This is a genomic window from Micromonospora sp. ABR4_055, from assembly GCF_056160425.1.
Genome location: NZ_JBSWXD010000006.1, coordinates 17,426 through 43,326, shown reverse-complemented (window position 1 = coordinate 43,326; position 25,901 = coordinate 17,426). Strand labels below are relative to the sequence as shown.

Below are 25,901 nucleotides of genomic sequence, written 5' to 3'. Positions count from 1 at the left end.
GACAACCCTTCCGGTGGGTCAGGGGGTAACCCACTGTCGCGATGGGACCAGTGCCGGCGCGGCCCATCCGTCACCCGCGGTCGCCGGCACCTGTTCATACGGCCGACGACGCCGGTGGGTTCGATCATCCGCCAATCGACTTTTGTCGGACGCGCCACCGCACGGCGTCGGCCGGGACCGAGGCCGATCCGGCCGCCGGTGGGCAGCGGTGGGCGCAGGGCGGAAAGCCGGCATCAGCGTTGGTACGCGGTGGACCGTCGGACCGCCGGACGGCCGGCGGCGGCCGCGATCGACTGCAACTGCGCCTCGGTACGCGCTGAGCCGTTCGCCGAACCGGCCATCCGGGAGATCGTCTCCTCCATCAGCGTTCCGCCGAGATCGTTGCACCCGCCTTGCAGCATCGCGACGGTGCCCTCGTCGCCGAGTTTCACCCAGGAGCACTGGATGTTGTCGATCCGGCCGTGCAGCAACAGCCGCGCCATGGCGTGCACGGCACGGTTCTCCCGCCAGGTCGGCCCCGGCCGGGCCAGCCCAGCGAGGTAGATCGGCGCATTGGTGTGCACAAATGGCAATGCGACGAACTCGGTGAAGCCGCCGGTGCGGTCCTGCACCCCGGCCAGCACCCGGAAATGCGCCAACCACTGGCCGGGATGGTCCACGTGCCCGTACATCATCGTCGAGCTGGACCGCAGCCCCAGCTCGTGCGCGGTGGTCACCACCTCGACCCAGGTGCCGGCCGGTAATTTGCCCTTGGTCAGCACCCACCGCACGTCGTCGTCGAGGATCTCCGCTGCGGTCCCCGGGATGGTGTCCAGTCCCGCCTCGCGCAGCATCAGCAGCCAGTCCCGGACCGGCATGCCCGCCTTCGCGGCGGCGGTGACGATCTCCATCGGGGAGAAGGCGTGCACGTGCAGCTGCGGCACCCGTCGCTTGACCGCCCGGACCAGCTCGGCATACGCGGTCACCGGCAGCTTGGGATCGATGCCGCCCTGCATGCAGACCTCGGTGGCACCGGCCCGCCACGCCTCCTCGGCCCGGTCCGCCACCTGCTCGGCGGAGAGCCGGAACGCATCGGCGTCCCGTTCCCGCTGGGCGAACGCACAGAAGCGGCAGCCGACGTAGCAGACGTTGGAAAAGTTGATGTTGCGGTTGACCACGTAGGTGACGTCGTCGCCGACGGTGTCCCGGCGTACCTCGTCGGCGATCCGGCAGACCTGGTCCAGCGCCGCGCCATCGGCAGTGAACAGGGCGAGCGCCGCGTCGGTGTGCCGTGGTTGCAGCAGCGCCGCCGGATCGTCGGCGGCCAGCCGCAGCCCGGCCCGCAGATTCGCGTCGCCGGCGCCGTCGCCCTTGGTGCCGGCACCGGTCGGTGCGCTGATCCGGCCGGCGACCTCGGCCCAGTCGCCGTACACCCGGTCGAAGTCGCCCCGCCGGTCCCCGGTCCGCCCGGTGGTGTCGATCGTGGTGTGCAGATCGGTCCGGCCGACTGGGGCAAACACCTCCTCCGGCTCCTGCCAGGGGCGGCCGACCGGCATCGCCGACTCGTCGGCCAGACCGGTGCCCGGCTCGGCGAGCGCCGACACGTGCGCGGCGAGCCGGGGGTCCAGCCACGCCTCGCCGCGCCGCACATACTCGGGGTAGACAGTCAGCCGTTCCCGCAGAGTGAACCCGGCGGCGGCGGTACGCCGGGTCAGCTCGTCGATCTGCGGCCAGGGCCGCTCCGGGTTGACGTGGTCCGGGGTCACCGGCGACACCCCGCCCCAGTCGTCGATGCCGGCCCGCAGCAGCAGCGCGTACTCCCCCTCGACCAGGTTCGGCGGGGCCTGGATGCGGGCACCCGGCCCGAGCAGGAGGCGACCGACGGCAACCGTCGCGGCCAGGTCACGCAGTTCGGCGTCCGGCATGCCACGCATCGCCGTGTCCGGCTTGGCGCGGAAGTTCTGCAGGATCACCTCCTGGATGTGGCCGTACTCGCGGGCCGCCGACCGGATCGCGAACAGCGACTCGACCCGTTCCCGGAGAGTTTCGCCGATGCCGATCAGCAGGCCGGTGGTGTACGGCACGCCGACCCGACCGGCGTCGGCGATCGCCCGCAGCCGCACCGCCGGTTCCTTGTCCGGCGAGCCGTGGTGCGGGCCGCCCGGCTCGGACCACAGCCGGGTCGCGGTGGTCTCCAGCATCATCCCCATGCTGGGCGCCACCGGCTTGAGCCGTTGCAGCTCGGCCCAGCTCAGCACCCCCGGGTTGAGGTGCGGCAGCAGACCGGTCTCCTCCAGTACGGCGATCGCGCAGGCCCGCAGATAGTCGACGGTGGAGTCGTAGCCCCGCTCGTCCAGCCACCGGCGGGCCGCCGGCCAGCGGTCCTCGGGCCGGTCACCGAGGGTGAACAGCGCCTCCTTACAACCCTGTGCGGCACCGGCCCGGGCGATCGCCAGGACCTCGGCACGGTCCAGGTACGCGGCGGGCAGCCGGCCCGGCACGGTGGCGAAGGTGCAGTAGTGGCAGCGGTCCCGGCAGAGCCGGGTCAACGGGACGAAGACCTTCCGCGAGTACGTGATCACGCCCGGCCGGCCGGCGTCGCGCAGCCCCGCGTCGCGCAGCGAACCGGCGAGGTCGAGCAGTTCGTCGAACTCGCCATCGGTGGCGGCCAGCAGCGCGGCGGCCTCATCCAGGTCGAGGCTGCGGCCGGTCGCGGCACGACGCAGCGCCCGCCGGACGCTGGTGGTGGTGGGCTGTTCCGCCGGGGCGGCCCCGGTCACTCGGGCGACGACGGATTCAGTGTGCTCGGCCACCACTGCAGACTAGGCCCTCGGGCCTGCGCCGGCCGGTGGCGCTCGCCACAGCGCCCACCGGCGGCCAGCGGTGATCAGGAGATCCGTTGGGTCGTCCCGGCCGAGCCCGGCTCCTCCGGACCGGGCTCGTTCCCAGCCGGCCCCGGCTCGTCCCCGGGCGGGGCCGGCGGCCCGGATGACGGCGCAGGCGGAGCAGGCGGCGCGTACATCGGATGCGGGCCGCTCTGCGGCGGTGGCGGTGGCGGTGGCGGGTACGCCGGTCCGGGCTGACCGGACTGACCGGGCTGGTGGTACGGGTGGTACGGGCCCGGCTGGCCGTATTGACCCGGCTGGCCGTAGCCGGGCGGCGGTGGGCCGTACGGACCGGGGTGACCGTACTGCCCCGGCTGGCCGTAGCCCGGCGGGGGACCGTAGCCGCCCGGTGCCGGCGGCTTCGGTCGCACCACCTGGTAACGCCCCTGCCAGATCCGCCACAGTGCGTACCCGGCGACACCGAGCACCGCCAGCCAGGCCGCCCGGGTCAACAGCGCCTGGAATCCGCCGCGGATGGTGTCGTCGACCAGCACGACGAAGCCGACCAGCAGCCCGAACAGACCACCGAACACCGCGGCGACCCCGTACTCGACGAGGGCGACCAGGGTCATCAGCCGAGCCCGGCCCAGCTCCGGGGTGAGGTGCGTGGCGAGCAGCACCGCCAGCAACGGGAAGCCGACCGTGGCCAGATTGACGAAGCTGCCGAAACTGTCCGCCGAGCGGCGGGCGAACCCCGGCCCGAAGCCGAGCCGGTACGGCACGAGCAGGTCCAGCATTGCGGTGAACAGGAACACTGCGGTGGCACCGAGCAGGACGGCGGCGGCGAACTCCCGCAGCGGCATGGTGAGATCTCTGGCCGGCGGCCGGTCGCCGGGCCCAGCCTCTGGTTGGGTGGTCACGCATTCTCCCGGTGCTCGCAGGTGGCGGCGGTCGATGCCGGTGAGCGTAGTGCTCCGCCGATGGACGAGGATGGACGGCATGCGGATCGTGGTACTGACCGGCGGGATCGGCGGCGCGAAGTTCCTGGTCGGCGCGCGGGAGTACGCCCGACGCACCGGAGCCGAGCTGACCGCCGTGGTCAACGTCGGTGACGACGTCATCCTGCACGGGTTGCGGATCAGCCCGGACCTCGACAGCGTGATGTACACACTCGGCGGTGGCGCGGATCCGGAGCGTGGCTGGGGCCGGGTCGACGAGACCTGGGCGGTGAAGAACGAGCTGGCCGCGTACCAGGCGGAACCCACCTGGTTCGGGCTCGGTGACCGGGACGTCGCCACCCACCTGGTCCGCACCACCATGCTCAACGCCGGCTACCCGCTGTCGGCGGTCACCGAGGCGCTCTGCGCCCGCTGGCGGCCGGGGGTGAGGCTGCTTCCGGCCACCGACGACCGGCTGGAGACCCACGTCGTCGTCTCGGACCCGGAGTCGGGGCCGGGGCCGGGGCCGGGGCCGGGGCCGGGGCCGGGGCCGGGGCCGGGGCCCGATGCCGGCGGCGAGCGGGCCATCCACTTCCAGGAATGGTGGGTACGCCATCGGGGCGCGCTGCCCACCCACCGGTTCGTCTTCGTCGGCGCGGCACAGGCCAAGCCGGCGGCCGGCGTACCGGAGGCACTGGCCGCCGCCGACGTCGTGCTGATCGCACCGAGCAACCCGGTGGTGAGCATCGCGCCGGTGCTCGCCGTACCCGGGATCCACGAAGCGCTGGCCGGCAATACGGCCCCGGTGGTCGGGGTCTCGCCGATCATCGGCGACGCCCCGGTACGCGGCATGGCCGACCGGTGCCTCGCGGTGCTGGGTGAACCGTGCACGGCGGCGGGGGTGGCGGCGCTCTACGGTGCCCGGCGCGCCGGTGGGCTGCTGGACGGCTGGCTGGTCGACCCGGTGGACGAGGCCACCCGGGTGCAAGGGATCGAGGTGCGGGCCGTACCGCTGTGGATGTCCGACGAGACGGCGACGGCCGCGATGGTCGGCGCCGCGATCGAACTGGCCGGCCGGCCGACCGGGGTGACCGGATGAGGCTGGAGATCCTGCCGGTCGCCGGGATCGGCGAGGTGGTTCCCGGTGACGACCTGGCGGCGCTGATCGGGGACGCCGCACCCTGGCTGCGCGACGGCGACGTCCTCGTGGTGACCAGCAAGATCGTTTCGAAGGCCGAGGGCCGGCTGGTGGATCTGCCGGCCGACGAACCGGACCGCAGCCTGGTCCGCGACGAGGTGCTGGCCGCCGAGACCGTCGAGGTGGTGGCACGGCGTGGGGCGACCCGGATCGTCCGGACCCGGCACGGGTTCGTGATGGCGGCCGCCGGGATCGACAACTCGAATGTGGCTCCCACCCGGCTGGTGCTGTTACCGGTCGATCCGGACCGGTCGGCCCGGCAGCTGCGCGCCGGTCTCTACGCCCGGCTGGGGCTCGATCTTGCGGTCGTCGTGTCGGACACCATGGGACGGCCGTGGCGCAACGGCCTGACCGACGTCGCGCTCGGGGCCGCCGGTATCGACCCGGTGCGCGACTACCGCGGCCAGACCGACCGGTACGGCAACGAGCTGCGGCTGACGCAGATGGCGGTGGTCGACGAGATGGCTGCTGCCGGGGACCTGGTGAAGGGCAAGTCGGAGCAGGTGCCGGTGGCGGTGGTCCGCGGCTACCCGTGGCGGGCCGAACCGCCGGCGGGGCCGGCCGGTCCCGCCGGGCCGGGCGTACGACCGCTGATCCGCGAACCAGGTCAGGACCTGTTCACGCTGGGTACGGCGGAGGCCCGCCGGGCCGGGCTGCTCGCGGCGGCGACCCTGCCGCCGGGCGGGCCGGCGGGCGCTCCGGCCGCCGGAGTCGACGACCCTCGTCCGGTCGACGGCCCGTCTGCGGTCGACGGCGAGACCGTGGCCCGGGCGGTCCGGCTGGTGTCCGAGGTGGTGGCCCCCGGCACCCGCTTCGAGCTGGCCGACGCCGACAGCCTGCGGAGCGCGGCCGACGGTTTGCCGGCCGACGCGGCGTACCCGGCGTTGCTGCGCTGCCGGCCGCCGGGCGATACGCCGCCGGACCTGGTGCGCTTCGGCACCGACCTGCACCGGCTACGGGCGGCGCTGGCGGCCGACGGTGTCGCCAGCGCCGAGCTAGGTACCGTCGCCGGCCCCGACGGCACCGTCGTCCTGCTCGGGCTCGTCGCGACGCCGTGACGGACCGGGCGGCTTACACGTACCCGTCCTCGCCGCGTTCCTTGAGCGCGTCCACCAACCGTTTGACGTCCTGCGCCCGGTCGCGGGGGCAGACCATCACCGCGTCGGGGGTGTCCACCACGATCAGGTCCCGTACGCCGAGCGCTGCGACCAGCCGGCCGGAGTGCGGCACCACCACCAAACCGCTGCTGTCCCGCAGCAGCACCCCCGGCTTCTCCTCGGCCGCCGGGGCGCCGAGGACGACGTTGCCGTCCGGATCGGTGGGCAGCACGTCACCGAGGGTGTGGAAATCCCCGACGTCGTTCCAGCCGAAGTCGCCGGGGACGGTGCCGACCCGCCCGGCGGCGGCCGCGCCCTCCATCACCGCGTAGTCGACGGAGATGCGGGGCAACGTCGGCCAGACGTCGCCGAGCACCTCGTCACGGTCGGGGCTGTCCCACCGGGCGGCGATCCGGGTCAGGCCGGAGTGCAGCTCGGGTTGTTGGCGGGCCAACTCGGTGAGGAACACGTCGACCCGCCAGACGAACATGCTGGCGTTCCAGAGGTGGCGACCCGAGCGCAGGTAGTTCTCGGCGACCGCCAGCCCTGGCTTCTCGGTGAACTGCTCGACCCGGCGGACCGGCCCGGGGCCGATGGTGTCGCCGCAGGCCAGGTAGCCGTAGCCGGTCTCCGGCCGGGTGGGGGTGATACCAACGGTCATCAGCAGGCCGGTGCGGGCTCCGTCCACCGCCTGACGGATTGTCTCGACGTACCGGTCGGTGTCGCCGATCAGGTGGTCGGCCGCGAACGAACCCATCACGGCCTGCGGCTCACGCCGGGCGACGACTGCGGCGGCGAGGGCGATCGCCGCGCAGGAGTCCCGGGGCGACGGCTCGACGAGCACGTTCTCCTCCGGCACCGTAGCCAACTGCCGGGCGACCGCTGCGGCGTGCGCCGCACCGGTCACCACCAGAATCCGTTCCGGATCGGTCAGCGGTGCCAGCCGCGCGACGGTCGCCTGCAGCAGCGAGGCCGTGGTGCCGGTGAGGGGGTGCAGGAATTTAGGGTTACCGGCGCGGGACAGCGGCCACAGTCGGGTGCCGCTGCCACCCGCCGGAATGACGGCGAAGAGCATCAGCACATCATGCCCGGCACGGGCACGCCACCCGAGGAGATGGTGGATACCTCCCCGTACCGGTGAGTAGTGGCCGGGTCACCAGGCGGCCCGGTTCATGCTGGCGGCCCGGCTCCACGACGCCACGTGCACCTCGGCGCTGGATGACCAGGTGAACTCCTTGGCCCGGTCCACCCCGGCCTTGGCCAGCGCGTGCCGGCGGGCCTCGTCGTCGAGCAAGGCCACCAGGTCGGCGGCGATCCGGTCCGGATCCTCGCTGGTGTAGGCGACCGCATCACCGCCGACCTCAGGCAGCGACAGCCGCGGCGTGGTCAGCACCGGGGTACCGCAGGCCATCGCCTCCAGGATCGGCAGGCCGAAGCCCTCCCCATAGGACGGGTAGGCGGCGACGAGGGCACCGCCGAGGAAACCGGGCAGGTCGGCGTAGCGCAGGTAGCCGGGACGCAGCAGCCGCAGGTGGGCCGGGACGTCGGAGACGGCACGGTCGATGTCGTCGTCGTGGCCCTGCCCGCCGGCGACCACGAGCGCCGGCGGATCGGGCCGGTCCTGCACCGCGCGCACCCAGCCCCGGATCAGGTTGGGCACGTTCTTGCGCGGCTCCTTGGCACCGAGGAACGCGATGTAGTCGGTGCCGGTCAGCCCGAGCCGGGCCCGTACCCGGGCCTTCTCTTCGTCGCTGGGCACGTGGAAGGCGCCGCAGTCGACGCCGTGGTACGCCACGTCGATCCGGGCCTGGTCGGCGTTGAGCAGCCGGATCAGCTCGTCACGGCTGGCCTTGCTGGGCACGATCACCCGACTGGCCCGGCGCAGCGAGGTCTTGATCGCGCTGCGGAAGAAGGTTCGCCGCGACTTGTCGTAGTGCTCCGGTTCCGTGAAGAACGTCGCATCGTGCACAGTTACCGTTACCGGACATCCCGCCCGCATCGGACAGGTGTAGTACGGCGAGTGCAGCACATCAGCACCGGCCTGCTGGGCGAGCAGCGGCAACCCGGTCTGCTCCCAGGCCAGCCGGGCCGGGCGATGCGCGACGGCGGCCGGCGCGGCGATCACGTCGGCGGCCGGCAACATCCGGGTGTACCGCTCGACATCTGTACGCAGCGCTACGACGGAGAGCTCGACGCCGCTGCCGATGAGCGCGCCGAGGGCCCCCAGCAGGCCGTCAACGTATCGACCGACACCACCGCGGTCGGTGGGCACGCTCGTTGCGTCGATGAGTACGCGGGGCGGTCGACCGGCGGTCACTGGGCAACTCCTCTAAGGGGGTGGTGGAGGGTTGTGAAGAACGACACGTGTGCCAAGACTACGCCGCCCGACGCCGTCCGCCGTGTCGACGACGCGACCGAAAACGCGTCGCGGCGAACCGCGCCGCCGACGATCAGCGGGGCGAGACCACCCGGTGACAGCGTGTACGTACAGTGACGGCGCTACGCTCGGCCCGATGACCAACAACCTGGCCGGGCTGCTCGCGGTCGCCGTCACTGCGGACCCGACGCGGCCCCTGCTCACCTGGTACGACGACGCGACCGGCGACCGGACCGAGCTGTCCGGTGCGACGCTGGCCAACTGGGTGGCCAAGACCGCCAACCTGGTGGTGGACGGGGCCGGCGCGGCCGCCGGTGACCACGCCGACGTCGCGTTGCCGGCCCACTGGCAGACCGCCGGCGTCCTGCTCGGTTGCTGGTCGGCCGCGCTGGTGGTGCGGACCGCCCCGGCCGCTGGGCCCGGCACCCCGGCCGGCCGGGACCCCCTGCCGGCGCTGCCCGACGACCCGGCTGCGGAAGTGCTCTTCGCCAGCCCACCGGCGGTGCCCGAGGTCGATCGGCGGCCCGCCGGTGAGCGCTACCTGCTCAGCCTCGCCCCGATGGCGGCACCCGCCCGGGAGCTGCCGTCCGGCTGGACCGACTACATCACCGAGGTACGCGGCCACGGCGACCATTTCACTCCGTACCCGGCGGTCGACCGGCAGGACGCGGAGCTGGCCGGCCGGGCCCGCCGGCGCGGCGCGGAGCTGGGCATCGGGGCCGGGGCCCGGGTCCTGGTCGACTGCGACCGGTACCCGGACCCGACCGACTGGCTGCTGGCGCCGCTGGCCGCCGAGGCGACCATGGTGCTCTGCCGCAACCTCGACCGGCAGCGGCTCGACGGGCGGGTGGACAGCGAAAAGGTCGATCTGGTCCTGGCCTGAGCGGTCGTCGTCGGCACCGCCTGCCGGTCGGAACCAGTCAGAGTTCGCGGGGCACCACTTCCCGCAGTTCGCCGTCCGGCGCGCAGACGTAGAACCCGGCCCGGTCGGCCAGCCACGGCTTGCCCGCCGCCTCACCGGCGCTGAGCAGCTTCTCCTGCACGCCGAGGATGATGTACCGGGACCCGTCCGGGTTGCCGTCGCGCCAGCCCGGGCCGTACAGCCGGTCGACCAGCAGCTCGCGACGCTGTCGCGGCACCGCGCCGTCCACCACCCAGTCGGTTGGCAGCCGGTACCAGAACGTCCGGGTGATCCCGGCCAGCGGGTTGAAGGCGTGCGCCCCCTCGACCCGGACGCCGAGCGTGTCGGTGATCTTCAAGCGGAAGTAGACACCCACGCCTGTGAGACGCGCTGCGCTGACGCTGCGTTGCCATCCCGGCAGAATCGGTCAACCCACCGGCGTCCCCCGGTCCTGGGCGAACCGGATGAACGGTGCCAACGCCGCCGGATCGGTCAACGCCCCGGCCGCCGCCGCCTGCCCGGCCGGCACCCCGGTGAGAATCTTCTTCACCGGCACCTCCAGCTTCTTGCCGGACAGCGTCCGAGGCACGGCCGCGACCTGGTGAATTCCGTCCGGCACGTGCCGCGGTGACAGCGCCGACCGCAGCTCACGCACGATCCGGGTACGCAGCGCGTCGTCCAGCCCGACCCCGGCCCGCAACGCCACGAACAGCAGCAGCTCCCCCGCCCCGCCCTGTGGATCCTCCAGGTGGATCACCAGCGAGTCGGCGACCTCCGGCAACGCCTCCACCACCGAGTAGAACTCGGCGGTGCCCAACCGCACCCCGCCCCGGTTCAGGGTGGCGTCCGAACGGCCGGTGATCGCGCAGCTGCCGTCCTCGGCGATGGTGATCCAGTCACCGTGGCACCAGACCCCCGGATACCGGTCGAAGTACGCCTGCCGGTAACGGCTGCCGTCCGGGTCGTTCCAGAACCCGACCGGCATGCTCGGCATCGGCTCGGTGATCACCAGCTCGCCCAGCTCACCGACGACCGTCCGGCCGTCGGCGGCCCGGGCCTCGACCCGCGCGCCCAGACACCGGCAGGCGATCTCCCCGGCCCGCACCGGCAGCAGTGGTACGCCGCCCACGAACCCGGTGCACACGTCGGTGCCGCCGGACAGCGACGTCAACTGCAGGTCCTCGCCGACCGACTGGTACACCCAGGTGAAACCCTCAGCCGGCAGCGGCGCCCCGGTCGAGCCGACCCCGCGCAGCCGAGACAGATCGGCGATCTTCCGCGGCGCCAGCCCTTCCTTGCGGCAGGCCAGCAGGAACGGCGCCGAGGTACCGAAATAGGTGGCACCGGTGTCGGCGGCCAGCCGCCACAAGGTGCCCAGGTCCGGGCTGGCCGCGCCGCCCGGGGCCGCGCGCACCGCCGGATTGCCGTCGAACAGCACGATCGCCGCACCCACCGCCGGTCCGGAGGCGAGATAATTCCACATCATCCAGCCGGTGGTGGTGAACCAGAAGAAGCGGTCCCCCGGCCCCAGATCGTGATGCAACGCCAGCATCTTCAGATGCTCCAGCAGGATGCCGCCGTGCCGGTGCACGATCGGCTTCGGCAGCCCGGTGGTGCCCGACGAATAGAGCACGTACAGCGGCTGGTCGAACGGAACCGCGTCGAACGCCAACGCCTCGTCGGTCGGCGCGGTGAGCGCACTCCAGGTCGAGGTGGCCCATGGCAGCTCCGCCGGGTCCGCCGCCGACAGGTACGGAATCAGCACCCGGTGCCGCGCCGACGGCAACGCGTCCGCGATCGCCGCCACCTCGGCCCGGCGGTCGACCGCCTTGTCGCCGTACCGGTAGCCGTCGACCGCGACCAGCACCGTCGGCTCGATCTGCTGCCAGCGGTCGGTGACGCTGCGGGTGCCGAACTCCGGTGCGCAGGACGAGAAGACCGCGCCCAGGCTGGCGGTGGCCAGCATCAACACGTACGTCTCGGGGATGTTCGGCGCGTACGCCGCGACCCGGTCGCCCGATCGCACCCCGAGCCGGCGCAGCCCGGCCCGCACCCGGCGGACCTCGTCGCGCAGTTGCCCGACGGTGAGCGTGACCGGCGCTCGGGTCTGGCTGTGCGCGATCACCACCGGGGCGCCCTCGGCCAACCCGGGTGCGCGCAGCACGTGCTCGGCGTAGTTGAGCCGGGCACCGGGAAACCACCGCGCGCCGGGCATCCGCCGGTCGGCGAGCACCTGCTCCGCCGGCTGCTGGCCGGCCACCTCGAAGTAGTCCCAGACCGACCCCCAGAACCCGGCCAGGTCGTCGACCGACCACTGCCACAGCTGCTGGTAGTCAGCGAACCGCAGCCCTCGGGTGCGCTCCAGCCACGCCAGGTACCCGCCGATCCGGGTCCGCTGCCGCACGTCCGCCGGTGGGCACCACAGCACCTCGCTCACGACTGACACTCCTCCCCGGGTCGCGGCCGCGTCGCCGGACCGCGTGTGGCCGTCCACTTCCATCCTCGCGTACGTCGCGCGCCGCCGGCGGCGGTGCCGCTGATCGATTGTCCTGCCGACCGGGGCGCAACGGAGCGTGCCGGGAACACAAGCTGTCGTCAGCAGGTAGCGCAACGGGCACAGCCTGCGGCGTGTGCCAACGCGGACGGGAGAAAGTGCGCCGCCCCGTTGCGTCCCTGCCCGAGCCTCCCGCCCGAAACGGTACGGTTCGCCCATGCGTCATCTCTGGAGCTTCCTCAGCGGCCTGGCTGCGGCACCGCTGTGCTGGGTGCTGATCGCGGTCGGCCAGACGACGTCGGCCCGCACCATCGCCGGCTGGGTGACCGACGGCGGTTACCACACGGCGACCCTGCTGGCACCGGCCGCGTTCGTGTTCGCCGCCGGTCTGCTGCTCGGGCTGCTGGGCACGCTACGGTTCTCCCCGCTCGGTCCGCTCACCGCCGGGCTGGCTCTGGCGGCCCCGTACGTGGCGATGTTCGTCGACCCGTTCGGTGCCCGCGACCTGATCGGTACGCCGTGGCGGCTCTTCGGTGAACCGGTGGTGCTGCTGCAGCCGGTGGAGAACGGCACCCTCGCGTTGCTCGGGGTGCTGCTCAGCACCGCGGTGCTGAGCAGGCAGCGGTGGCGATCCCGGCCCGCGACGAACGGCACCGACGACGACGAGGCCGGTTCCGACGCGGCGGCGGCGGAGCCGTTGCCGGTCCGGCCACGCGGCGAGTTCGACCCGTCGCTCTGGTCGCTGCCGGGCGGCAGCGCCACGACGTCGGACGACTCCGCCGACGCACCGACCGGCCCGGACCGAGCCGACGCCGACCGGCCGGCGTCGTTGCGGACGAAGACGAGAACGAAGACGACACTGGCCGCGCCGGCCGGAGACGTTCGACCCGACGGCGACGGGCTACGGCCGGCCCGGCCCATCCCCCGGTCCAGTCGGGTGATTCGCTGAACCGACCCACCGACTGTTGCCGGTGACGTTGCGCCTGGCGGGTACCGTGCCCGGAAGGCACCATCCCCGCGAGGAGGTCAGATGCGGCACCTGGGCTCGCTGGTCCTGTCCCTGCTCCTCGCACCGGTGATCTGGTTCCTCGCCGGGCTCGGCCTGAGCGAGTACGCGCTGGCTCGACGGGACGCGTACAGCGAACCACCGCTCGACGTGTTCATCGGGTTGGCCGCGCTCGCGGTCTGCGGAGTGTCGTACGCGCTGTTGTTGCTGCCCCGGTTGTCCCCGGTCGGACCGGTTCTGGCCGGGGCGTCGTTCGTCGGAGTGTCGGCCTGGGCCACCGTCGACATCGTGGGGTTCTACGAGACGATGCCGCGCCGGCTGCTCGGCACGGATTTCGTCCTCACGGCGCCGGCCGAAGGGCTCGCCGTGGTGCTGGCCGTCCCGTTGTTGGCCACCGTGTTCAGCCCACGTCGTTGGCGGGGTGAGCGGATGGTGGCGCTGTACGCCGGCGGGCCACCGCCGCAGGACGTGACGCGGACCGCCCCGCTGCCCGGCCCCGGCGGATACGGCAACCCGAGCGGATACGGCAGCAACCCGGCCGGCGGATACGGCGGCAGCGCCGGACCGCCGGCGTGGTCGGCCCAGCCACCGACCGGCGATCCGGCTCGGACCATCGCTTTCCCGGCCGCCGCCAACCCGCCGCTGCGGCCAGCCCGATCGGCGACGGGTGCCGAACCCGACTCGGAGCACGACACGATGCGGCTGACCCCGCCGGGGCACCGGCGGGACGATCCGACCGTCGTGCTGCCGCAGGCGTCGGCGTTCGCACCGCCCCGACCGGCGGTCACCGGCGGCGACCCGGACGAGACCACCCGGATCAACCAGCCGACCACCACCGACCCGGACGAGACCACCCGGATCAACCAGCCGACCACCACCGACCCCGACGAGACCACCCGGATCGTCCGGACGACGGACGGCGCGGACGGCGGCGACGAGACCACGACGGTGCTGCCGGCCCGTCCCGACGACGCGGGGAAGTCCCCGAGCTGAGGCCGGCTCCGGAAGCCTCAGGTCAGGTCAGGGGGTCAGCAACTGGCGCGCCATCACGATCCGCTGCACCTGGTTCGTGCCCTCGTAGATCTGAGTGATCTTGGCGTCCCGCATCATCCGCTCGACCGGGTAGTCCCGGGTGTAGCCGTACCCGCCGAGCAGTTGCACCGCGTCGGTCGTGATCTCCATGGCCGCGTCTGAGGCGAAACACTTCGCCGCCGCCCCGAAGAAGGTCAGGTCTGCGTCGGCGCGCTCCGACCGGGCGGCGGCGACGTAGGTGATCTGCCGGGCCGCTTCCAGCTTCATGCCCATCTCCGCGATCATGAACTGGACGCCCTGGAAGTCGGCGATCGGCTTGCCGAACTGCTGGCGCTCCCGCACGTACCCGCGGGCGAAGTCGAGCGCACCCTGCGCGATGCCGACGGCCTGGGCGGCGATCGTCACCCGGGTATGGTCCAGGGTGCGCATCGCGGTGGCGAACCCGGTGCCCGGTTCGCCGATCATCCGGTCCGCCGGGATCCGGACGTTGTCCAGGTAGACCTCGCAGGTCGGTGACCCCTTGATACCGAGTTTCTTCTCCGGTGCGCCGAAGCTCACCCCGCGGTCGGACTTCTCCACAACGAAAGCGGAGATCCCCCGTGACCGGGCACCCGGCTCGGTGACCGCGAAGACGGTGTAGTACTCCGAGACACCGGCGTTGGTGATCCACCGCTTCACCCCGTTGAGCACCCAGTGGTCGCCGTCGCGGACCGCGCGGGTGGTCATCGACGCAGCGTCGCTGCCCGCCTCCGGCTCGGACAGGCAGTACGAGAACATCGCCGCGCCCAACGCCACCGGTCGCAGGTAGCGCTCCTTCAACTGCTCCGAGCCGGCCAGCAGCAGCGGCATCGTGCCGAGCTTGTTGACCGCCGGGATCAACGACGAGGACGCGCAGGCCCGCGCCACTTCCTCGATGACGATCGCGGTGGCGAGGGCGTCAGCGCCCGCCCCGCCGTACTGCTCCGGAACGTGCGGGGCATGGAAATCCGCTGCCCGCAGCGCGTCGTAGGAAGCGGTGGGAAACTGTGCGGTCTCGTCGGCTTCAGCGGCGTTGGGGGCGACCTTCGCGTCGCACACCTCCCGGACCGCTTCCCGGATCGCTGTGTGCTCCTCTGGTAACTGATAGACATCGAACGCCGGCCCGGACGTCATCACGCCCTCCCTCGCCTGGAGTGTTCCCTCGATATCCTGCTCGAGTGTGAGGATACCGGTGAGTAACGCCGATGCCGGTCGCCCCCGCCCAGCCGTACGGACTATCGTCTGCCGGGCAGCCGACCGGAACCCCTCGGCCGAGTCGGCACCCACGAAGCGGTACGCCGCGAACGTCAAAACCACGATGATTGGTGTCGAGCCCCCGGCACCGGGCCACCGAGTGCGACGCGACCACAGCGCCGCCAGCGCGAGCGGAGAACAAGGCGTGACCATCCCGTACCCGAACATCCAGCCCGTTCCGGCCATCGCGGCGGTGGCCCCGCCGTCGGGTGCCCCCCGCCCGCGGCTGACCTTCCTCGGCACCGGTTACCTCGGCGCGACGTACGCCATCTGTTTCGCCGAGCTCGGCTACGAGGTGATCGGCTACGACGTCGACGCCGACAAGATCGCGAAGCTGTCCGCAGGTGAAGTGCCGTTCCACGAGCCGGGCCTGGACGAGCTGCTCAAGCGGAGCCTGGCCGCCGGACGGCTGCGGTTCACCACCGACATGGCGGCGACGGCCGAGTTCGGTGACGTGCACTTCATCTGTGTGGGTACCCCGCAGCGGGCCGACGCGATGGGCGCCGACCTGTCGTACGTCGAGGCGGCGGTGACCGGTCTGGCCCAGCACCTGTCCCGTAAGGCGTTGATCGTCGGCAAGTCGACGGTGCCGGTCGGCACCGCGGAGTGGATCGAGCAGCTGGTCGGCAAGCACGCCCAGGGCGACCTGGGCGTCGAGGTCGCGTGGAGTCCGGAGTTCCTGCAGGAGGGTTTCGCCGTCGAGGACGTGCTGCGGCCGAACCGGATCGTGGTCGGGGTACGCAGCGAGTGGGCCAACGGCATGCTGTACGCCGCGCACAAGGGGGTGTTCGACCTGGCTGCCACCGAGGACCGGGAGGTGCCGTTGGTGGTGACCGACTTCGCGACCGCCGAGCTGGTGAAGGTCGCGGCGAACGCGTTCCTGGCCACGAAGATCTCGTTCATCAACGCGATGGCCGAGGTGTGCGAGGTGGCCGGCGGCGACGTCACCCAGCTGGCCCGGGCGATCGGCTACGACCCGCGGATCGGCAACCGGTTCCTGCAGGCCGGGGTCGGGTTCGGCGGTGGCTGTCTACCCAAGGACATCCGGGCGTTCCAGGCCAGGGCGCAGGAGCTCGGCGCGGGTGAGGCGTTGCGGTTCCTGCACGAGGTGGATCTGATCAACCAGCGGCGGCGGTCCCGGGTGGTGCAGCTCGCGGCCGAGCTGCTGGACCGTCGGTCCGGGCCGGCCGGGCCGGATCTGTCCGGCACGACGGTGGCGGTGCTGGGGGCGACGTTCAAACCCAACTCCGACGACGTACGGGACGCGCCGTCGCTCGCGGTGGCGGCGATGCTCGCCAAGACCGGCGCGCAGGTGCGGGTCTTTGACCCCGAGGGTACGGAGAACGCCCGCCGTGCGCAGCCGGACCTGGCCTACGTACCGTCGATGGTCGACGCGGTCCGCGACGCCGACCTGGTCTGCGTCCTGACCGAGTGGGCCGATTTCCGTAACGCCGACCCGGTGTCGTTGGGTGAGCTGGTCGCCGGACGGCGGGTGATCGACGGCCGGAACTGCCTCGACTCGACGTTGTGGACCGGCGCCGGCTGGCAGTACCGGGGCATGGGCCGCCCCTGAGCCCGGCACCGCCCGCGCCGAACCGGCCGGGGGGGGGGGGGGGGGGGGGGGGGGGGGGGGGGGGGGGGGGGGGGGGGGGGGAGGGGGGGAGGGGGGGGGAGGGGGACACCACCGAGCCAAAACACCACAACGAAAAGACGAGTTGTTCTGTGCCCCCCACCACCCCCACGACCGGTTTTTCTCCGATCTCCACGCCGCCTAGGGCTGTTCAACAGTTGCTTGGTTTAGGCATGCTTCGTAGGAAGTGGTCCACAGTGTGGTCCGGGCGTGGAGGAGGGTGCCATGAGTACGCCGTACCGCTGCGCCTCGTGCGGGCGGACCGTGCCGGCGGCGGCGACCTGCCCGCGGTGCGGTGCCGAGCAGCCGCAGTTCGCTGAGGACCTGGCCCGTATCGAGCGGTCCATCGCCGAAATGAAGGCCCGCGAGCTCTCGCTGGCCAAAGAGCAGAAGCAGACGGCCAGCGACCTGCAGGCGGCGATCTTCCAGCGGGACATCCTGTCCACCGGCGGTGCCGCCGGTCGGCGTGGCCCGGGGCCCCGGGTCTCGGTCCGCCGCCGGGCCGGGCGTCGACCGCCGACCGCCGACCAGGGCACCGCCCCGCCGAGGTTCCCCCGGCAGAGCCCCAACCTGGCCGCCGACGACGTGCCGCTGACCGGGCCGCCACCGGGCTCGGAACCGCCCGGCTCCGGCCCGGCCGGCTACCCGCCGGCCGCCGCCGGCGACGATCCGACCCAGGTCCTGTCGTCGGACGGCACCCGACCGGAGGCGTCCGCCCAGTCCATCCAGAACGTCCTGCTCGGCCTCGGCGCGCTGATGGCGGTGGTGGTGTTCGCCGCCGTCGCCAACAGCGCGTTGCCCGATGTCACCCGGTTGAGCGTGCTGTTCGCCGGCACGCTGCTGCTGCTCGCGGCACCGCCCGCAGTCGCCGCCCGCGGGCTCACCTCCACCGCGGAGACGATCGCCGCCGTGGCGCTGGTCCTCGTCCCGATCGACGGCTACGCGATCTGGGCGACCGACGCCGTCCGGGCCGGGCCGGTCAGCCCGTCGGCGTTCGCCGGCCTCACCTTCGCCGTCACCGCGCTGGTCGCCGCCGGTTACGCCGCCACCACCGGGCTACGCCTGCCCCGGTACGGCATGGTGCTCGCGATCCAGCCGGTGGTGCCGCTGCTCGGTCAGGACGTGATCCGGGGGCCTGCCGGGTGGGCGTCGGCCCTCGCCGTGGTCGCCGTGCTCGATCTGCTGCTGGTACGGCTACTGAGCGGCCCCGGGCAGCTCGGCGGCGGCTGGCGGTTCGGGTCGCCGACGGCGCCTCGACCCCGGCCGGACGCGCCGGCCGGGTCGGACAGCGGCAACCAGCCCGTCGACCGGTCCGGCGGGCCCGCCGGGTCAGCCGGGCTGGCACCGACCGGCACCGGCTCCGACCGGCCGGAGAACGCGCCGGAGGAGGCCGACGCCGTCGTCGAGGGTGAGCCTCCCGGTGGCGGCAACGGTGGTCGAGGGCCGGGCTGGCTGCCGCCGGCACCCACCGCGGCCGTCCTCTGGCTACGCGACCTGATCTGGACCCTGCACGGGCTCGCCGTCACAGCCGCCCTGCTGTTCGCCGTGGTGGCGGTACTGCGCGCCGACACGGTGCCCGACGCGCTGGTCGCAGCGGCGGTGCTGCTGATCGCCGCCGGGATCGGGCTCGCCGGTGGATTCACCCTGGGCCACCCGCCACTGCCGGACCTGGCCGCCGGCGTGTTCGCCCTGGCGGTCATCGGCGCGGCCAGCCGGGTCGCGGCGGTCGCCCTGCCCGGTCCGGCGCTGCTGCTGATCGCCGCCGTGGTCGCCGTCGCCGGAATCGGCGTACGGGCCCTGCCGGAGCAGGTCCGCCGTGGCCCGCAGCTCGCGGCGGCGGCCGCGTTGACCGTGCTCGGCGTACTGGTCGCCGGTGGCGCGCTGCGAGCGGCGCTGGCACCGGTCCGCGCCGCGTTGCCCGCATGGCAGGCCGACCTGGCCGGCTACCAGCAGAGCCTGGTCGACTACGCCGGGCCCGCCGACTGGCAGCTCGCCCTGGCCGCGCTGTTGATCACCATCGCGGCGGCGGTCGCCATGCCGGTCGAATGGCGCCGCGAGGCGACCGTCGTCGGCGTGACGTTGACCGCGCTGGCCGTACCGGCGTCCTTCGCACTGCCCTGGTACGCCGCACCGTGGCTGCCGGTGCTCACCGCCGTCGCGGTGGCCGGCACAGGTTTCCTCACCGACACCACCCGGGCCGCCCGGGTGCACGTGATCTGCGCGGCGGTGCTCGGCACCGCCGGTGCGGGCGCGGCGCTGGCCCGCCCCGGCTCCACCGCCGCCGCTCTGCTGGTGCTGGCCGCCGCCGGCGTACTGATCGCGGTGGCCGGGACCCTGCCGGAGGTACGTCGCCGGCCCGCCGGGGACGCGGTCGGCGGTTGGGCAGCCGGCGGTGCAGCATTCGCCCTGCCCGGTGGGGTGGCGGCGTTCGTCGCCGCTCTGGTACCGCCGCCGGGGCCGACCGCGCTGACCGTCCAGGAGACGACCGCCCCGATCCTGGCCGCCGGTTTCCTCGCGGTCTGCGGCACACTCGGCTACTCGGCGCTGGCGCAGGTGGCCGAACGGCAGATCCCCCGGCCGTTGACCATCGGCACCGGGCTCGGGGCGCTCGCGGTCACCGCTGCGACGTTCGGCTCCCCCGGCGCGACCGTCGCCGACGTGTGGGTCGCCGTCGGGCTGCTGGTCGCCGCAGGGCTGCTGCTCATGGCACCGTCGATCGACGCCGGGCGGCGGGCGGACCGGCTGCTCGACGGCCCCGACTACGCCGCAGCGGCCGCCACCGCCGCGCTGGTCGGCACCCTGGCCAGGGTCAGCGCGATCGTGGTACCCGGCACCGAACTGGTGGCCAGCGCGGCGCTGACCCTGCTGGTGGCGGTCGCCGTACGCGCCCTGCCCGAGCACTGGCGGCGCGGACCGGTCCTGGGCACCGCAGTCAGCGGTGGAGTCATCGCCGTCCTCGCCGGCTACACCGCGGTCGCCGGCGGCGTCCAGGCACTGGCCACCCCGGGCCAACTCTGGCAGGCGGACCTGACCGCCTGGTCCACCGAGGTCGCCGCCAACTCGTGGCAGGTGCCGCTGGCCCTGGTACTGCTCGCGCTGGCCGCCGCCGTCGCGCTGCCCCGACCCTGGTCGTTCCACGCCGCCGGCGTGCTGGTCGCGCTCGCCACCGTCGGCACCCCGGCGGCGCTCGGCCTGCCCTGGTGGTCGCCGATCGTGGTCGGATGCCTGGTCGCGATCGGGTACGGGATCGTCTCGGTGGCCGCCGACGATCCACAGGCAGCCACCGCCCGGGCCGGCGTCGCCGTGGCGGTCGCCCTGTACGCCATCGGCGCCAGCCTGGTCCGTCCGTGGACCACCGCCGCCGCGCTCGGTGTCGTGGTGCTGACCTGCGTGGTGGTGGCGGTACTCGCCCGAGTCGTCGCCACCGTGACGCTGGCCGACCAGTCCGCTCCGGCCGACCAGGCTGGTCAAACTGACCAGGATGATCAGGCAGGTACCGGGCAGCTCGTCCCCGACCGGGAGTCGATGCCGGCGCACCTGGCGAAGATCGGTGGCGCAGCGACCGGGGCCGCGCTGCTGGCGATGCCCGGGGCGGTCGCCGCGCTGGCCGCCGCGCTCGGCTGGACCACGGAGATCGTGCTGACCGGGGCGTTGGCCGCCTCGGCGCTCGGCGTCGCCGTGCTGGCCATGGTCCGCCGCCAGGTGCCGCACTACCTGCCGTACGCCACCGTCGGGTTGGCCGGCGGCGCGACGGTCACCGCCCTCGCGTCGCTCCCGACCGACCTGCCGACCGGCATGTACGCCGCCGGGGCCGCACTGCTCGGCGTACTCGCCGAACTGCTGCGGGCCGCCACCCCACCGCCGGTGGACCTGTCCCGGCCGAGTCGCCGATGGTCCGGGCTCGGCGGCCGGTGGAGCCAGCCGGGGCCGCTGGAGATCGGCCGGGAGTGGGCGATCAGCCCGGTCAAGGGTGCGCTGGCAGCCGCCGCGCTGCCCACCGCGTTGGCCGTCGCGGCGGTGGCACCGACGCTGACCGCCGCGCTGGTCGAGCCGTACCGCACGCTGACCGCGATCTGGCAGGGACCACCGGCCGGGCTGCTCGATCCGCCGGCCGCCGCCGTGGACCCGACCAACGTGCTCGCCGCGCTGCTGCTCACCGTCGCGGCGGCGCTGGCCGCGACCGGGTTCAACACCGGCGGGCCGGGCCAGGCGGTTCCGGTGGTGCTGCCCGGCGTGGCGATCACCCTGCTGATCACCCCGATGTCGTTCGGCGTCGGCTGGCCGGCGGGCACCATGGCGGCGCTGCTGGTCTTCGCGGTCGCCATGGTCGGACTGGCGCTGACCGAACCGCCGCCGGACACCGAACGGCACCGGCCGCTGCGCATCGCCCGCCGGCTGCTGTTCCTGATCGGCCTCGCCGCCGGTGGCGCCGGGCTTGCCGGCGCGCTGGCCAACGATCAACTGACCGTCTTCACGCTGGGCAGCTCGGTGTGCGTCGGAGCGGTGGCCGCGTACGCCGGACGCAGCCAGCCGGCTCGGATCCTCGGCTGGCTGTTCGCCTCGGTGATGGCGCAGATGTTCGTACTGACCGTGGGCCTTGTCGCCGGCCTCCCGCCGAGCTGGTCGGCGTTCGGCGTACTCGCCGTCGGTGCCGGCCTGCTGCTGTCCGCGACCCGGCTGCCCCGGCTCAGCCACCCCGAGGCGGTACGCGAGGCGGCGGTGGTCGAGTGGAGCAGCTACGCGGCCGCACTGCTCGCGCTGGCCCTGGCGTACGACTCGGCCGCGCATCTGGCCGGGCTGCTGGCCGCCTGGGGCGCGGTGCTCGGTGTGACGGCCACCCGGCCGGGCCGACGCGCGATGGAGCGTCGGGTCCTGTTCTGGCTGGCGGTCGGCTGTGAGATCACCGCCTGGTGGATGCTGATGCGGATCACCGACGTGGCGCTCACCGAGGCGTACACCTTGCCGTTCGCCGTCCTCGCCCTGCTGGTCGGGGTCCTGGAACTGCGGCACCGGCCGGACCTGAGCAGTTGGACGGCGTACGGGCCGGCACTGGCCGCGGCGTTCCTGCCCACCCTGGTGCTGGTGATCAGCTCCGGGGAGAACAGTTTCCGGCAGGTCCTGTTGCTGCTCGGTGCGGTCGGCACCCTGCTGGTCGGGGCGATGAGTCAGCAGCAGGCTCCGGTGGTGGTCGGTACGGTGGTCAGCGCGGTGACCGCGTTGCACGCGTTGACCTTCTTCGGGCCGTGGCTGGTGCTGATCCCGGTCGGTCTGGTGCTGCTGGCGCTCGGGGCCAGCAGCGAGTGGCGCCGGCAGACCCAGGAACGGGTGCGGGGCGCGCTGCGCGGCATGCGCTGAGGCCGCTCGGGGAGACCCGGCTGGACGGCTCCGGCCGCTGCGGCCGGCCGGGCAGATTCGGCCGGGGTTAGGCGGTACCGCCGTGTGACGCCTGCAGCGCGGCGTCCTTCGTGGCGACCAGCTCGACCAGCTCCTGCTGGTAGGCGAGCATCCGGGCGCGCAGCCCTGGGTCGGTGGCGGCGAGGATCCGCACCGCCAGCAGGCCGGCGTTGCGGGCACCACCGATCGACACCGTGGCCACCGGCACGCCCGCCGGCATCTGCACGATCGACAGCAGCGAGTCCATCCCGTCCAGATGTTTCAACGGCACCGGCACCCCGATCACCGGCAGCGGGGTCGCCGAGGCGACCATGCCCGGCAGGTGGGCCGCGCCGCCTGCCCCGGCGATGATCACCTGGATGCCCCGGTCGGCGGCGTTGCCGGCGTAGTCGAGCATGCCGTGCGGGGTGCGGTGCGCCGAGATCACCCGTACCTCGTGCTCGACGTCGAACTCGGCGAGGGACTCGGCGGCGGCCCGCATCGTCGGCCAGTCCGAGTCGCTGCCCATGATGACGCCGATCATCGCCCCTCCTGCAGCCAGCGGGCGGCCCGGGCGGCCCGGTTTCGGACGTCGGTCAGATCCTCGCCGAGCACCGTCACGTGGCCGATCTTGCGGCCCGGCCGGACCTGTTTGCCGTACAGGTGGACCTTCGCGCCGGGGTCGGTCGCGAACAGGTGGTGCAGCCGTTCGTCGATGCCCATCCCGCCGTCCGCGCCGCCCAGCACGTTCGCCATCACCACCGCCGGGGCGGTCAGCCCGGTGTCACCCATCGGATAGTCCAGTACCGCCCGCAGATGCTGCTCGAACTGGGAGGTACGCGCGCCCTCGATCGTCCAGTGCCCGGAATTGTGCGGCCGCATCGCCAGCTCGTTGACCACCAGGCCACCGCCACCGGTCACCTCGAACAGCTCCACCGCCAGCAGCCCGACCACGTCGAGCGCGCTGGCCAGGTCGATAGCCAGCTGCTGGGCCGCCAGGGCGAGCGGCTGCGGCAGGGCCGGTGCGGGCGCCAGCACCTCGACGCAGATGCCGTCCCGTTGCACGGTCTCCACCACCGGGTAGACCGCCAGCTGACCGAACGGGGAGCGGGCCACCTGCACCGCCAGCTCGCGGACCAGCTTCACCCGCTCCTCGGCGATCAGCTCCACCGCCGGGTCGGCTGACGGGTCGGCCGGGTCGAGACCGGCGGTGACCAGCTCGTCCGGCGTGTCCAGCAGCCACACCCCGCGGCCGTCGTAGCCGCCACGCGCGGTCTTGACCACCACCGGCCAGCCGGCCTCGGCACCGAACGCGGCCAGCTCGTCTACCGAGCCGATCCGTCGCCAACGGGGCACCGGGGCACCCAGCTCGGTCAGCCGCTGCCGCATCACCGCCTTGTCCTGGGCGCAGCGCAGCGCGTCGGCCCCCGGGTGCAGGCGCACCCCGTCGGCAACCAGCGCCCGGATGTGCTCGCCCGGCACGTGCTCGTGGTCGAAGGTGACCACGTCACAGCCCTTGGCGAAGGTACGCAGCGCGGCGAGGTCGGTGTGCTCGCCGTACTGCACGTCGGCGGCGACCAGGGCGGCGCCGTCCTCCGGTGTACGGGCCAGCACGCGCAACGACTGGCCGAGCGCGATCGCGGCCTGGTGGGTCATCCGGGCGAGCTGCCCACCACCCACCATGCCGACGACGGGCAGTCCGGTACGGGTATCCATGGCGGCGACAGCCTAACCCAGCTGCGCGACCAGGTCCGCGACGGAGGTGACCGGCCGGTCGCAGACGAAGCCCCGGCAGACGTACGCGGTCGACGCCCCGCCGATCATCGGCCGGTCCGCCAGCAGCGGTACGCCGGCCTGGTCGGGGCGGCCGGCCACCACCACCGCACCGGGGGGCGCGTGCCGTCGCGCCGCCCGCAGCAGCGGGTCACCGGTCGGGTCCTCGGTGACCACGGCGATCTCGTACGGACCGGAGAGCAACGCCTCGCCGACGGCGGCGGCGTAGCCGGTGAACCGGGCGTGTCGGACGACGACCGGCGCGACGGTGGCCAGCGCGGCCTCGGCGGCGTCCCGGTACTGCGGGGCGCCGCGCAGCGCCGCGTACCAGGTGAGCGCGGCGGCGGTGGCCGAAAGCCCGGACGCGGTGGCGTTGTCGGTCGGATCCGCCGGCCTGGCGACCAGCTGTTCGGCGTCGTCGGCGGTGTCGTAGAAGCCGCCGTTGTCGGCGGCGAACCGGGCCAGCGCGACGTCCAGCAGCTCACCGGCGAGGTCCAGCCATCGGTGTTCCCCAGTTAGCTGGTGCAGCGCGCAGAACGCCTCGGCGAGGCAGCCGTAGTCTTCCAGCACCCCGTCGGGCGCGCCGACCAGACCCTCCCGGGAGACCCGGCGCAGCCGCCCGCCGACCAGGTGGGTACGGGCCAGATGCGCACCGGTCGCAACCGCCAACTCGGCGGCCAGCTCGACGTCGCCGTCGGTGCCGGCTGCGGCACCGGTCAGATCGTCGGCACCGGTCCCGTCGGCACCGGTCAGGGCATCTGCGGCGGTGGCGAACTCGACCAACGCGGTGACCGCCAGGCCGTTCCAGGCGGTCACCACCTTGTCGTCGCGGGCCGGCTGCGGCCGGGCCGACCGGGCCCGACGCAGCGCCGCCCGGACGCGGTCCAACTGCTGCGGCGGTGTGTCGTCGACGTCGCGGGCCAGCCGCAGCACGCTGGTGCCGTGTTCGAAGCTGCCGTCGCCGGTCACCCCGTACAGGTCGGCCGCCCACCGGCCGTCGGCCTCGCCGAGGACCTCGATCAGCTGCTGCGGGGTCCACACGTAGCTGGCGCCTTCGACCCCGCCGGTGTCGGCGTCCAACGCGGAGGCGAATCCACCGCCGGGTACGGCGAGTGCCTCGGCGAGGAAACGGACGGTCTCCCGGGCGATCCGGCCGGCCATCCGGTCGCCGGTGAGCCGCCACAGCAGCGTGTAGACCCGCAGCAGCAGCGCGTTGTCGTAGAGCATCTTCTCGAAGTGCGGCACGGTCCAGGTGCTGTCCACCGCGTACCGGGCGAAGCCGCCGGCGAGCTGGTCGTAGATGCCGCCCCGGGCCATCGCCTCGCAGGTGTGCTGGACGATCTCCAGGCTGTCGGCGGCACCGGTGCGTTGATGATGCCGCAGCAGGAAGAGCAGGCTGAGATGCGGGGGGAACTTCGGTGCCCCGCCGAACCCGCCGTGCGTCGGGTCGTACTCCTTGCCCAGCGTCGCCGCAGCGGCGTCGAGCAGGTCGGCGGTCAACGGCGTGGTCGCCCCGCCGACCGCCTGCGCGCCGCCGACCGCCTCGGCTACCGCGGCCCCCTGGCGCAGCACGGCGTCGCGCTGGTCGCGCCAGGCGGCGCCGACCGAGTGGAGCAGCCGGACGAAGTTCGCCTGCGGGAAGTAGGTCCCGCAAAAGAACGGGGTGCCGTCGGCGGTGGCGAACACGGTCATCGGCCAGCCGCCCTGACCGGTCATCGCCTGGGTCGCGGCCAGGTAGACCGCGTCCACGTCGGGGCGTTCCTCCCGGTCCACTTTGATCGCGACGAAACTGTCGTTGATCAGCTGCCCGACCGCGTCGTCCTCGAACGACTCGTGCGCCATCACGTGGCACCAGTGGCAGGCCGCATACCCGACCGAGATCAGCACCGGCACGTCCCGGCGGCGGGCCTCATCGAACGCCTCCGGGCACCACGGCCACCAGTCGACCGGGTTGTCGGCATGCTGCTGCAGGTACGGGCTGGTCGCCTCGCCGAGCCGGTTCACGC

Annotated in this window: 18 protein-coding genes; 8 read left to right on the top strand and 10 right to left on the bottom strand. The window is 73.3% G+C overall.

Annotated features, from left to right (window positions below; all coding sequences use genetic code 11):
• Positions 1–233: 233 nt before the first annotated feature.
• A complete protein-coding gene (locus tag ACXAHD_RS03630) occupies positions 234–2,759 on the bottom strand; it encodes a bifunctional FO biosynthesis protein CofGH (RefSeq protein WP_289213637.1) in 2,526 nt (841 codons plus the stop codon).
• 107 nt (positions 2,760–2,866) lie between these two features.
• Positions 2,867–3,724, bottom strand: coding sequence for a hypothetical protein (locus ACXAHD_RS03625; protein WP_281551742.1), 858 nt, complete (start codon positions 3,722–3,724; stop codon positions 2,867–2,869).
• 79 nt (positions 3,725–3,803) lie between these two features.
• Between ACXAHD_RS03625 and ACXAHD_RS03620 the strand changes: the two genes are divergently transcribed.
• Both ACXAHD_RS03620 and ACXAHD_RS03615 read left to right on the top strand, forming a co-directional pair.
• The gene (locus tag ACXAHD_RS03620) at positions 3,804–4,841 is read left to right on the top strand and encodes a 2-phospho-L-lactate transferase CofD family protein (RefSeq protein ID WP_475048587.1); all 1,038 of its coding nucleotides are present in this window, start codon (positions 3,804–3,806) and stop codon (positions 4,839–4,841) included.
• Entirely contained in the window at positions 4,838–5,998 is a 1,161-nt protein-coding gene (locus ACXAHD_RS03615) for a coenzyme F420-0:L-glutamate ligase (protein WP_281551744.1), read from the top strand. The genes ACXAHD_RS03620 and ACXAHD_RS03615 overlap by 4 nt, the downstream gene beginning before the upstream one ends.
• A gap of 13 nt (positions 5,999–6,011) precedes the next feature.
• Here ACXAHD_RS03615 and ACXAHD_RS03610 read toward each other — a convergent pair whose 3' ends face one another.
• Complete coding sequence (locus ACXAHD_RS03610) at positions 6,012–7,112, bottom strand: mannose-1-phosphate guanylyltransferase (protein ID WP_281551745.1); 1,101 nt, start codon at positions 7,110–7,112, stop codon at positions 6,012–6,014.
• A 78-nt stretch (positions 7,113–7,190) separates the two neighbouring features.
• Complete coding sequence (locus ACXAHD_RS03605; RefSeq protein WP_281551746.1) at positions 7,191–8,354, bottom strand: glycosyltransferase family 4 protein; 1,164 nt, start codon at positions 8,352–8,354, stop codon at positions 7,191–7,193.
• A gap of 196 nt (positions 8,355–8,550) precedes the next feature.
• On the opposite strand from ACXAHD_RS03605, the gene ACXAHD_RS03600 reads away from it, so the two are divergent.
• Positions 8,551–9,297 carry a TIGR03089 family protein gene (locus tag ACXAHD_RS03600; RefSeq protein ID WP_281551747.1) on the top strand — a complete coding sequence of 249 codons (747 nt, stop codon included), beginning with the start codon at positions 8,551–8,553 and terminating at the stop codon, positions 9,295–9,297.
• A gap of 37 nt (positions 9,298–9,334) precedes the next feature.
• Here ACXAHD_RS03600 and ACXAHD_RS03595 read toward each other — a convergent pair whose 3' ends face one another.
• Positions 9,335–9,691, bottom strand: coding sequence for a hypothetical protein (locus tag ACXAHD_RS03595; protein WP_475048582.1), 357 nt, complete (start codon positions 9,689–9,691; stop codon positions 9,335–9,337).
• A 51-nt stretch (positions 9,692–9,742) separates the two neighbouring features.
• On the bottom strand, positions 9,743–11,752 hold the full coding sequence (locus ACXAHD_RS03590; protein WP_289211360.1) for an acetoacetate--CoA ligase: 2,010 nt from the start codon (positions 11,750–11,752) through the stop codon (positions 9,743–9,745).
• A gap of 274 nt (positions 11,753–12,026) precedes the next feature.
• On the opposite strand from ACXAHD_RS03590, the gene ACXAHD_RS03585 reads away from it, so the two are divergent.
• On the top strand, positions 12,027–12,758 hold the full coding sequence (locus tag ACXAHD_RS03585) for a hypothetical protein (RefSeq protein ID WP_281551750.1): 732 nt from the start codon (positions 12,027–12,029) through the stop codon (positions 12,756–12,758).
• 81 nt (positions 12,759–12,839) lie between these two features.
• Positions 12,840–13,808 (top strand): hypothetical protein, encoded by a 969-nt coding sequence (locus tag ACXAHD_RS03580; RefSeq protein WP_475048580.1) that lies wholly within the window; start codon positions 12,840–12,842, stop codon positions 13,806–13,808.
• 27 nt (positions 13,809–13,835) lie between these two features.
• Here ACXAHD_RS03580 and ACXAHD_RS03575 read toward each other — a convergent pair whose 3' ends face one another.
• Positions 13,836–14,999, bottom strand: coding sequence for an acyl-CoA dehydrogenase family protein (locus ACXAHD_RS03575; protein ID WP_281551752.1), 1,164 nt, complete (start codon positions 14,997–14,999; stop codon positions 13,836–13,838).
• Between the two features lie 265 nt (positions 15,000–15,264).
• On the opposite strand from ACXAHD_RS03575, the gene ACXAHD_RS03570 reads away from it, so the two are divergent.
• Genes ACXAHD_RS03570 through ACXAHD_RS03560 form a run of 3 tightly spaced genes read left to right on the top strand, consistent with a single transcriptional unit; the run spans position 15,265 to position 22,104 of the window.
• Positions 15,265–16,692: a UDP-glucose dehydrogenase family protein gene (locus ACXAHD_RS03570; RefSeq protein ID WP_281551753.1), complete on the top strand. Its 1,428-nt coding sequence runs from the start codon at positions 15,265–15,267 to the stop codon at positions 16,690–16,692.
• Positions 16,647–17,069, top strand: a complete 423-nt coding sequence (locus tag ACXAHD_RS03565) for a hypothetical protein (RefSeq protein WP_475048576.1) — start codon at positions 16,647–16,649, stop codon at positions 17,067–17,069. The genes ACXAHD_RS03570 and ACXAHD_RS03565 overlap by 46 nt, the downstream gene beginning before the upstream one ends.
• Positions 16,975–22,104: an SCO7613 C-terminal domain-containing membrane protein gene (locus ACXAHD_RS03560; RefSeq protein ID WP_289211361.1), complete on the top strand. Its 5,130-nt coding sequence runs from the start codon at positions 16,975–16,977 to the stop codon at positions 22,102–22,104. The genes ACXAHD_RS03565 and ACXAHD_RS03560 overlap by 95 nt, the downstream gene beginning before the upstream one ends.
• Before the next feature lie 67 nt (positions 22,105–22,171).
• On the opposite strand, the gene purE is transcribed toward ACXAHD_RS03560, so the two are convergent.
• The 3 genes from purE to ACXAHD_RS03545 are packed head-to-tail and all read right to left on the bottom strand — an operon-like array spanning position 22,172 to position 25,899.
• Positions 22,172–22,666 carry a 5-(carboxyamino)imidazole ribonucleotide mutase gene (gene purE / locus ACXAHD_RS03555; protein WP_281551755.1) on the bottom strand — a complete coding sequence of 165 codons (495 nt, stop codon included), beginning with the start codon at positions 22,664–22,666 and terminating at the stop codon, positions 22,172–22,174.
• Entirely contained in the window at positions 22,663–23,838 is a 1,176-nt protein-coding gene (locus tag ACXAHD_RS03550) for a 5-(carboxyamino)imidazole ribonucleotide synthase (protein WP_475048572.1), read from the bottom strand. Before ACXAHD_RS03550 ends, purE begins: the two co-directional genes overlap by 4 nt.
• 12 nt (positions 23,839–23,850) lie before the next feature.
• Positions 23,851–25,899, bottom strand: a complete 2,049-nt coding sequence (locus ACXAHD_RS03545; protein WP_475048569.1) for a thioredoxin domain-containing protein — start codon at positions 25,897–25,899, stop codon at positions 23,851–23,853.
• Positions 25,900–25,901 lie beyond the last annotated feature (2 nt).

Bases quoted from the DNA above. Each gene is read 5' to 3' on its own strand.
- ACXAHD_RS03615 (WP_281551744.1), top strand. From the start codon at position 4,838: ATGAGGCTGGAGATCCTGCCGGTCGCCGGGATCGGCGAGGTGGTTCCC.
- ACXAHD_RS03585 (WP_281551750.1), top strand. From the start codon at position 12,027: ATGCGTCATCTCTGGAGCTTCCTCAGCGGCCTGGCTGCGGCACCGCTG.
- purE (WP_281551755.1), bottom strand. From the start codon at position 22,666: ATGATCGGCGTCATCATGGGCAGCGACTCGGACTGGCCGACGATGCGG.
- ACXAHD_RS03580 (WP_475048580.1), top strand. From the start codon at position 12,840: ATGCGGCACCTGGGCTCGCTGGTCCTGTCCCTGCTCCTCGCACCGGTG.
- ACXAHD_RS03620 (WP_475048587.1), top strand. From the start codon at position 3,804: ATGCGGATCGTGGTACTGACCGGCGGGATCGGCGGCGCGAAGTTCCTG.
- ACXAHD_RS03610 (WP_281551745.1), bottom strand. From the start codon at position 7,112: ATGCTCTTCGCCGTCATTCCGGCGGGTGGCAGCGGCACCCGACTGTGG.
- ACXAHD_RS03600 (WP_281551747.1), top strand. From the start codon at position 8,551: ATGACCAACAACCTGGCCGGGCTGCTCGCGGTCGCCGTCACTGCGGAC.
- ACXAHD_RS03550 (WP_475048572.1), bottom strand. From the start codon at position 23,838: ATGGATACCCGTACCGGACTGCCCGTCGTCGGCATGGTGGGTGGTGGG.
- ACXAHD_RS03575 (WP_281551752.1), bottom strand. From the start codon at position 14,999: ATGACGTCCGGGCCGGCGTTCGATGTCTATCAGTTACCAGAGGAGCAC.
- ACXAHD_RS03560 (WP_289211361.1), top strand. From the start codon at position 16,975: ATGAGTACGCCGTACCGCTGCGCCTCGTGCGGGCGGACCGTGCCGGCG.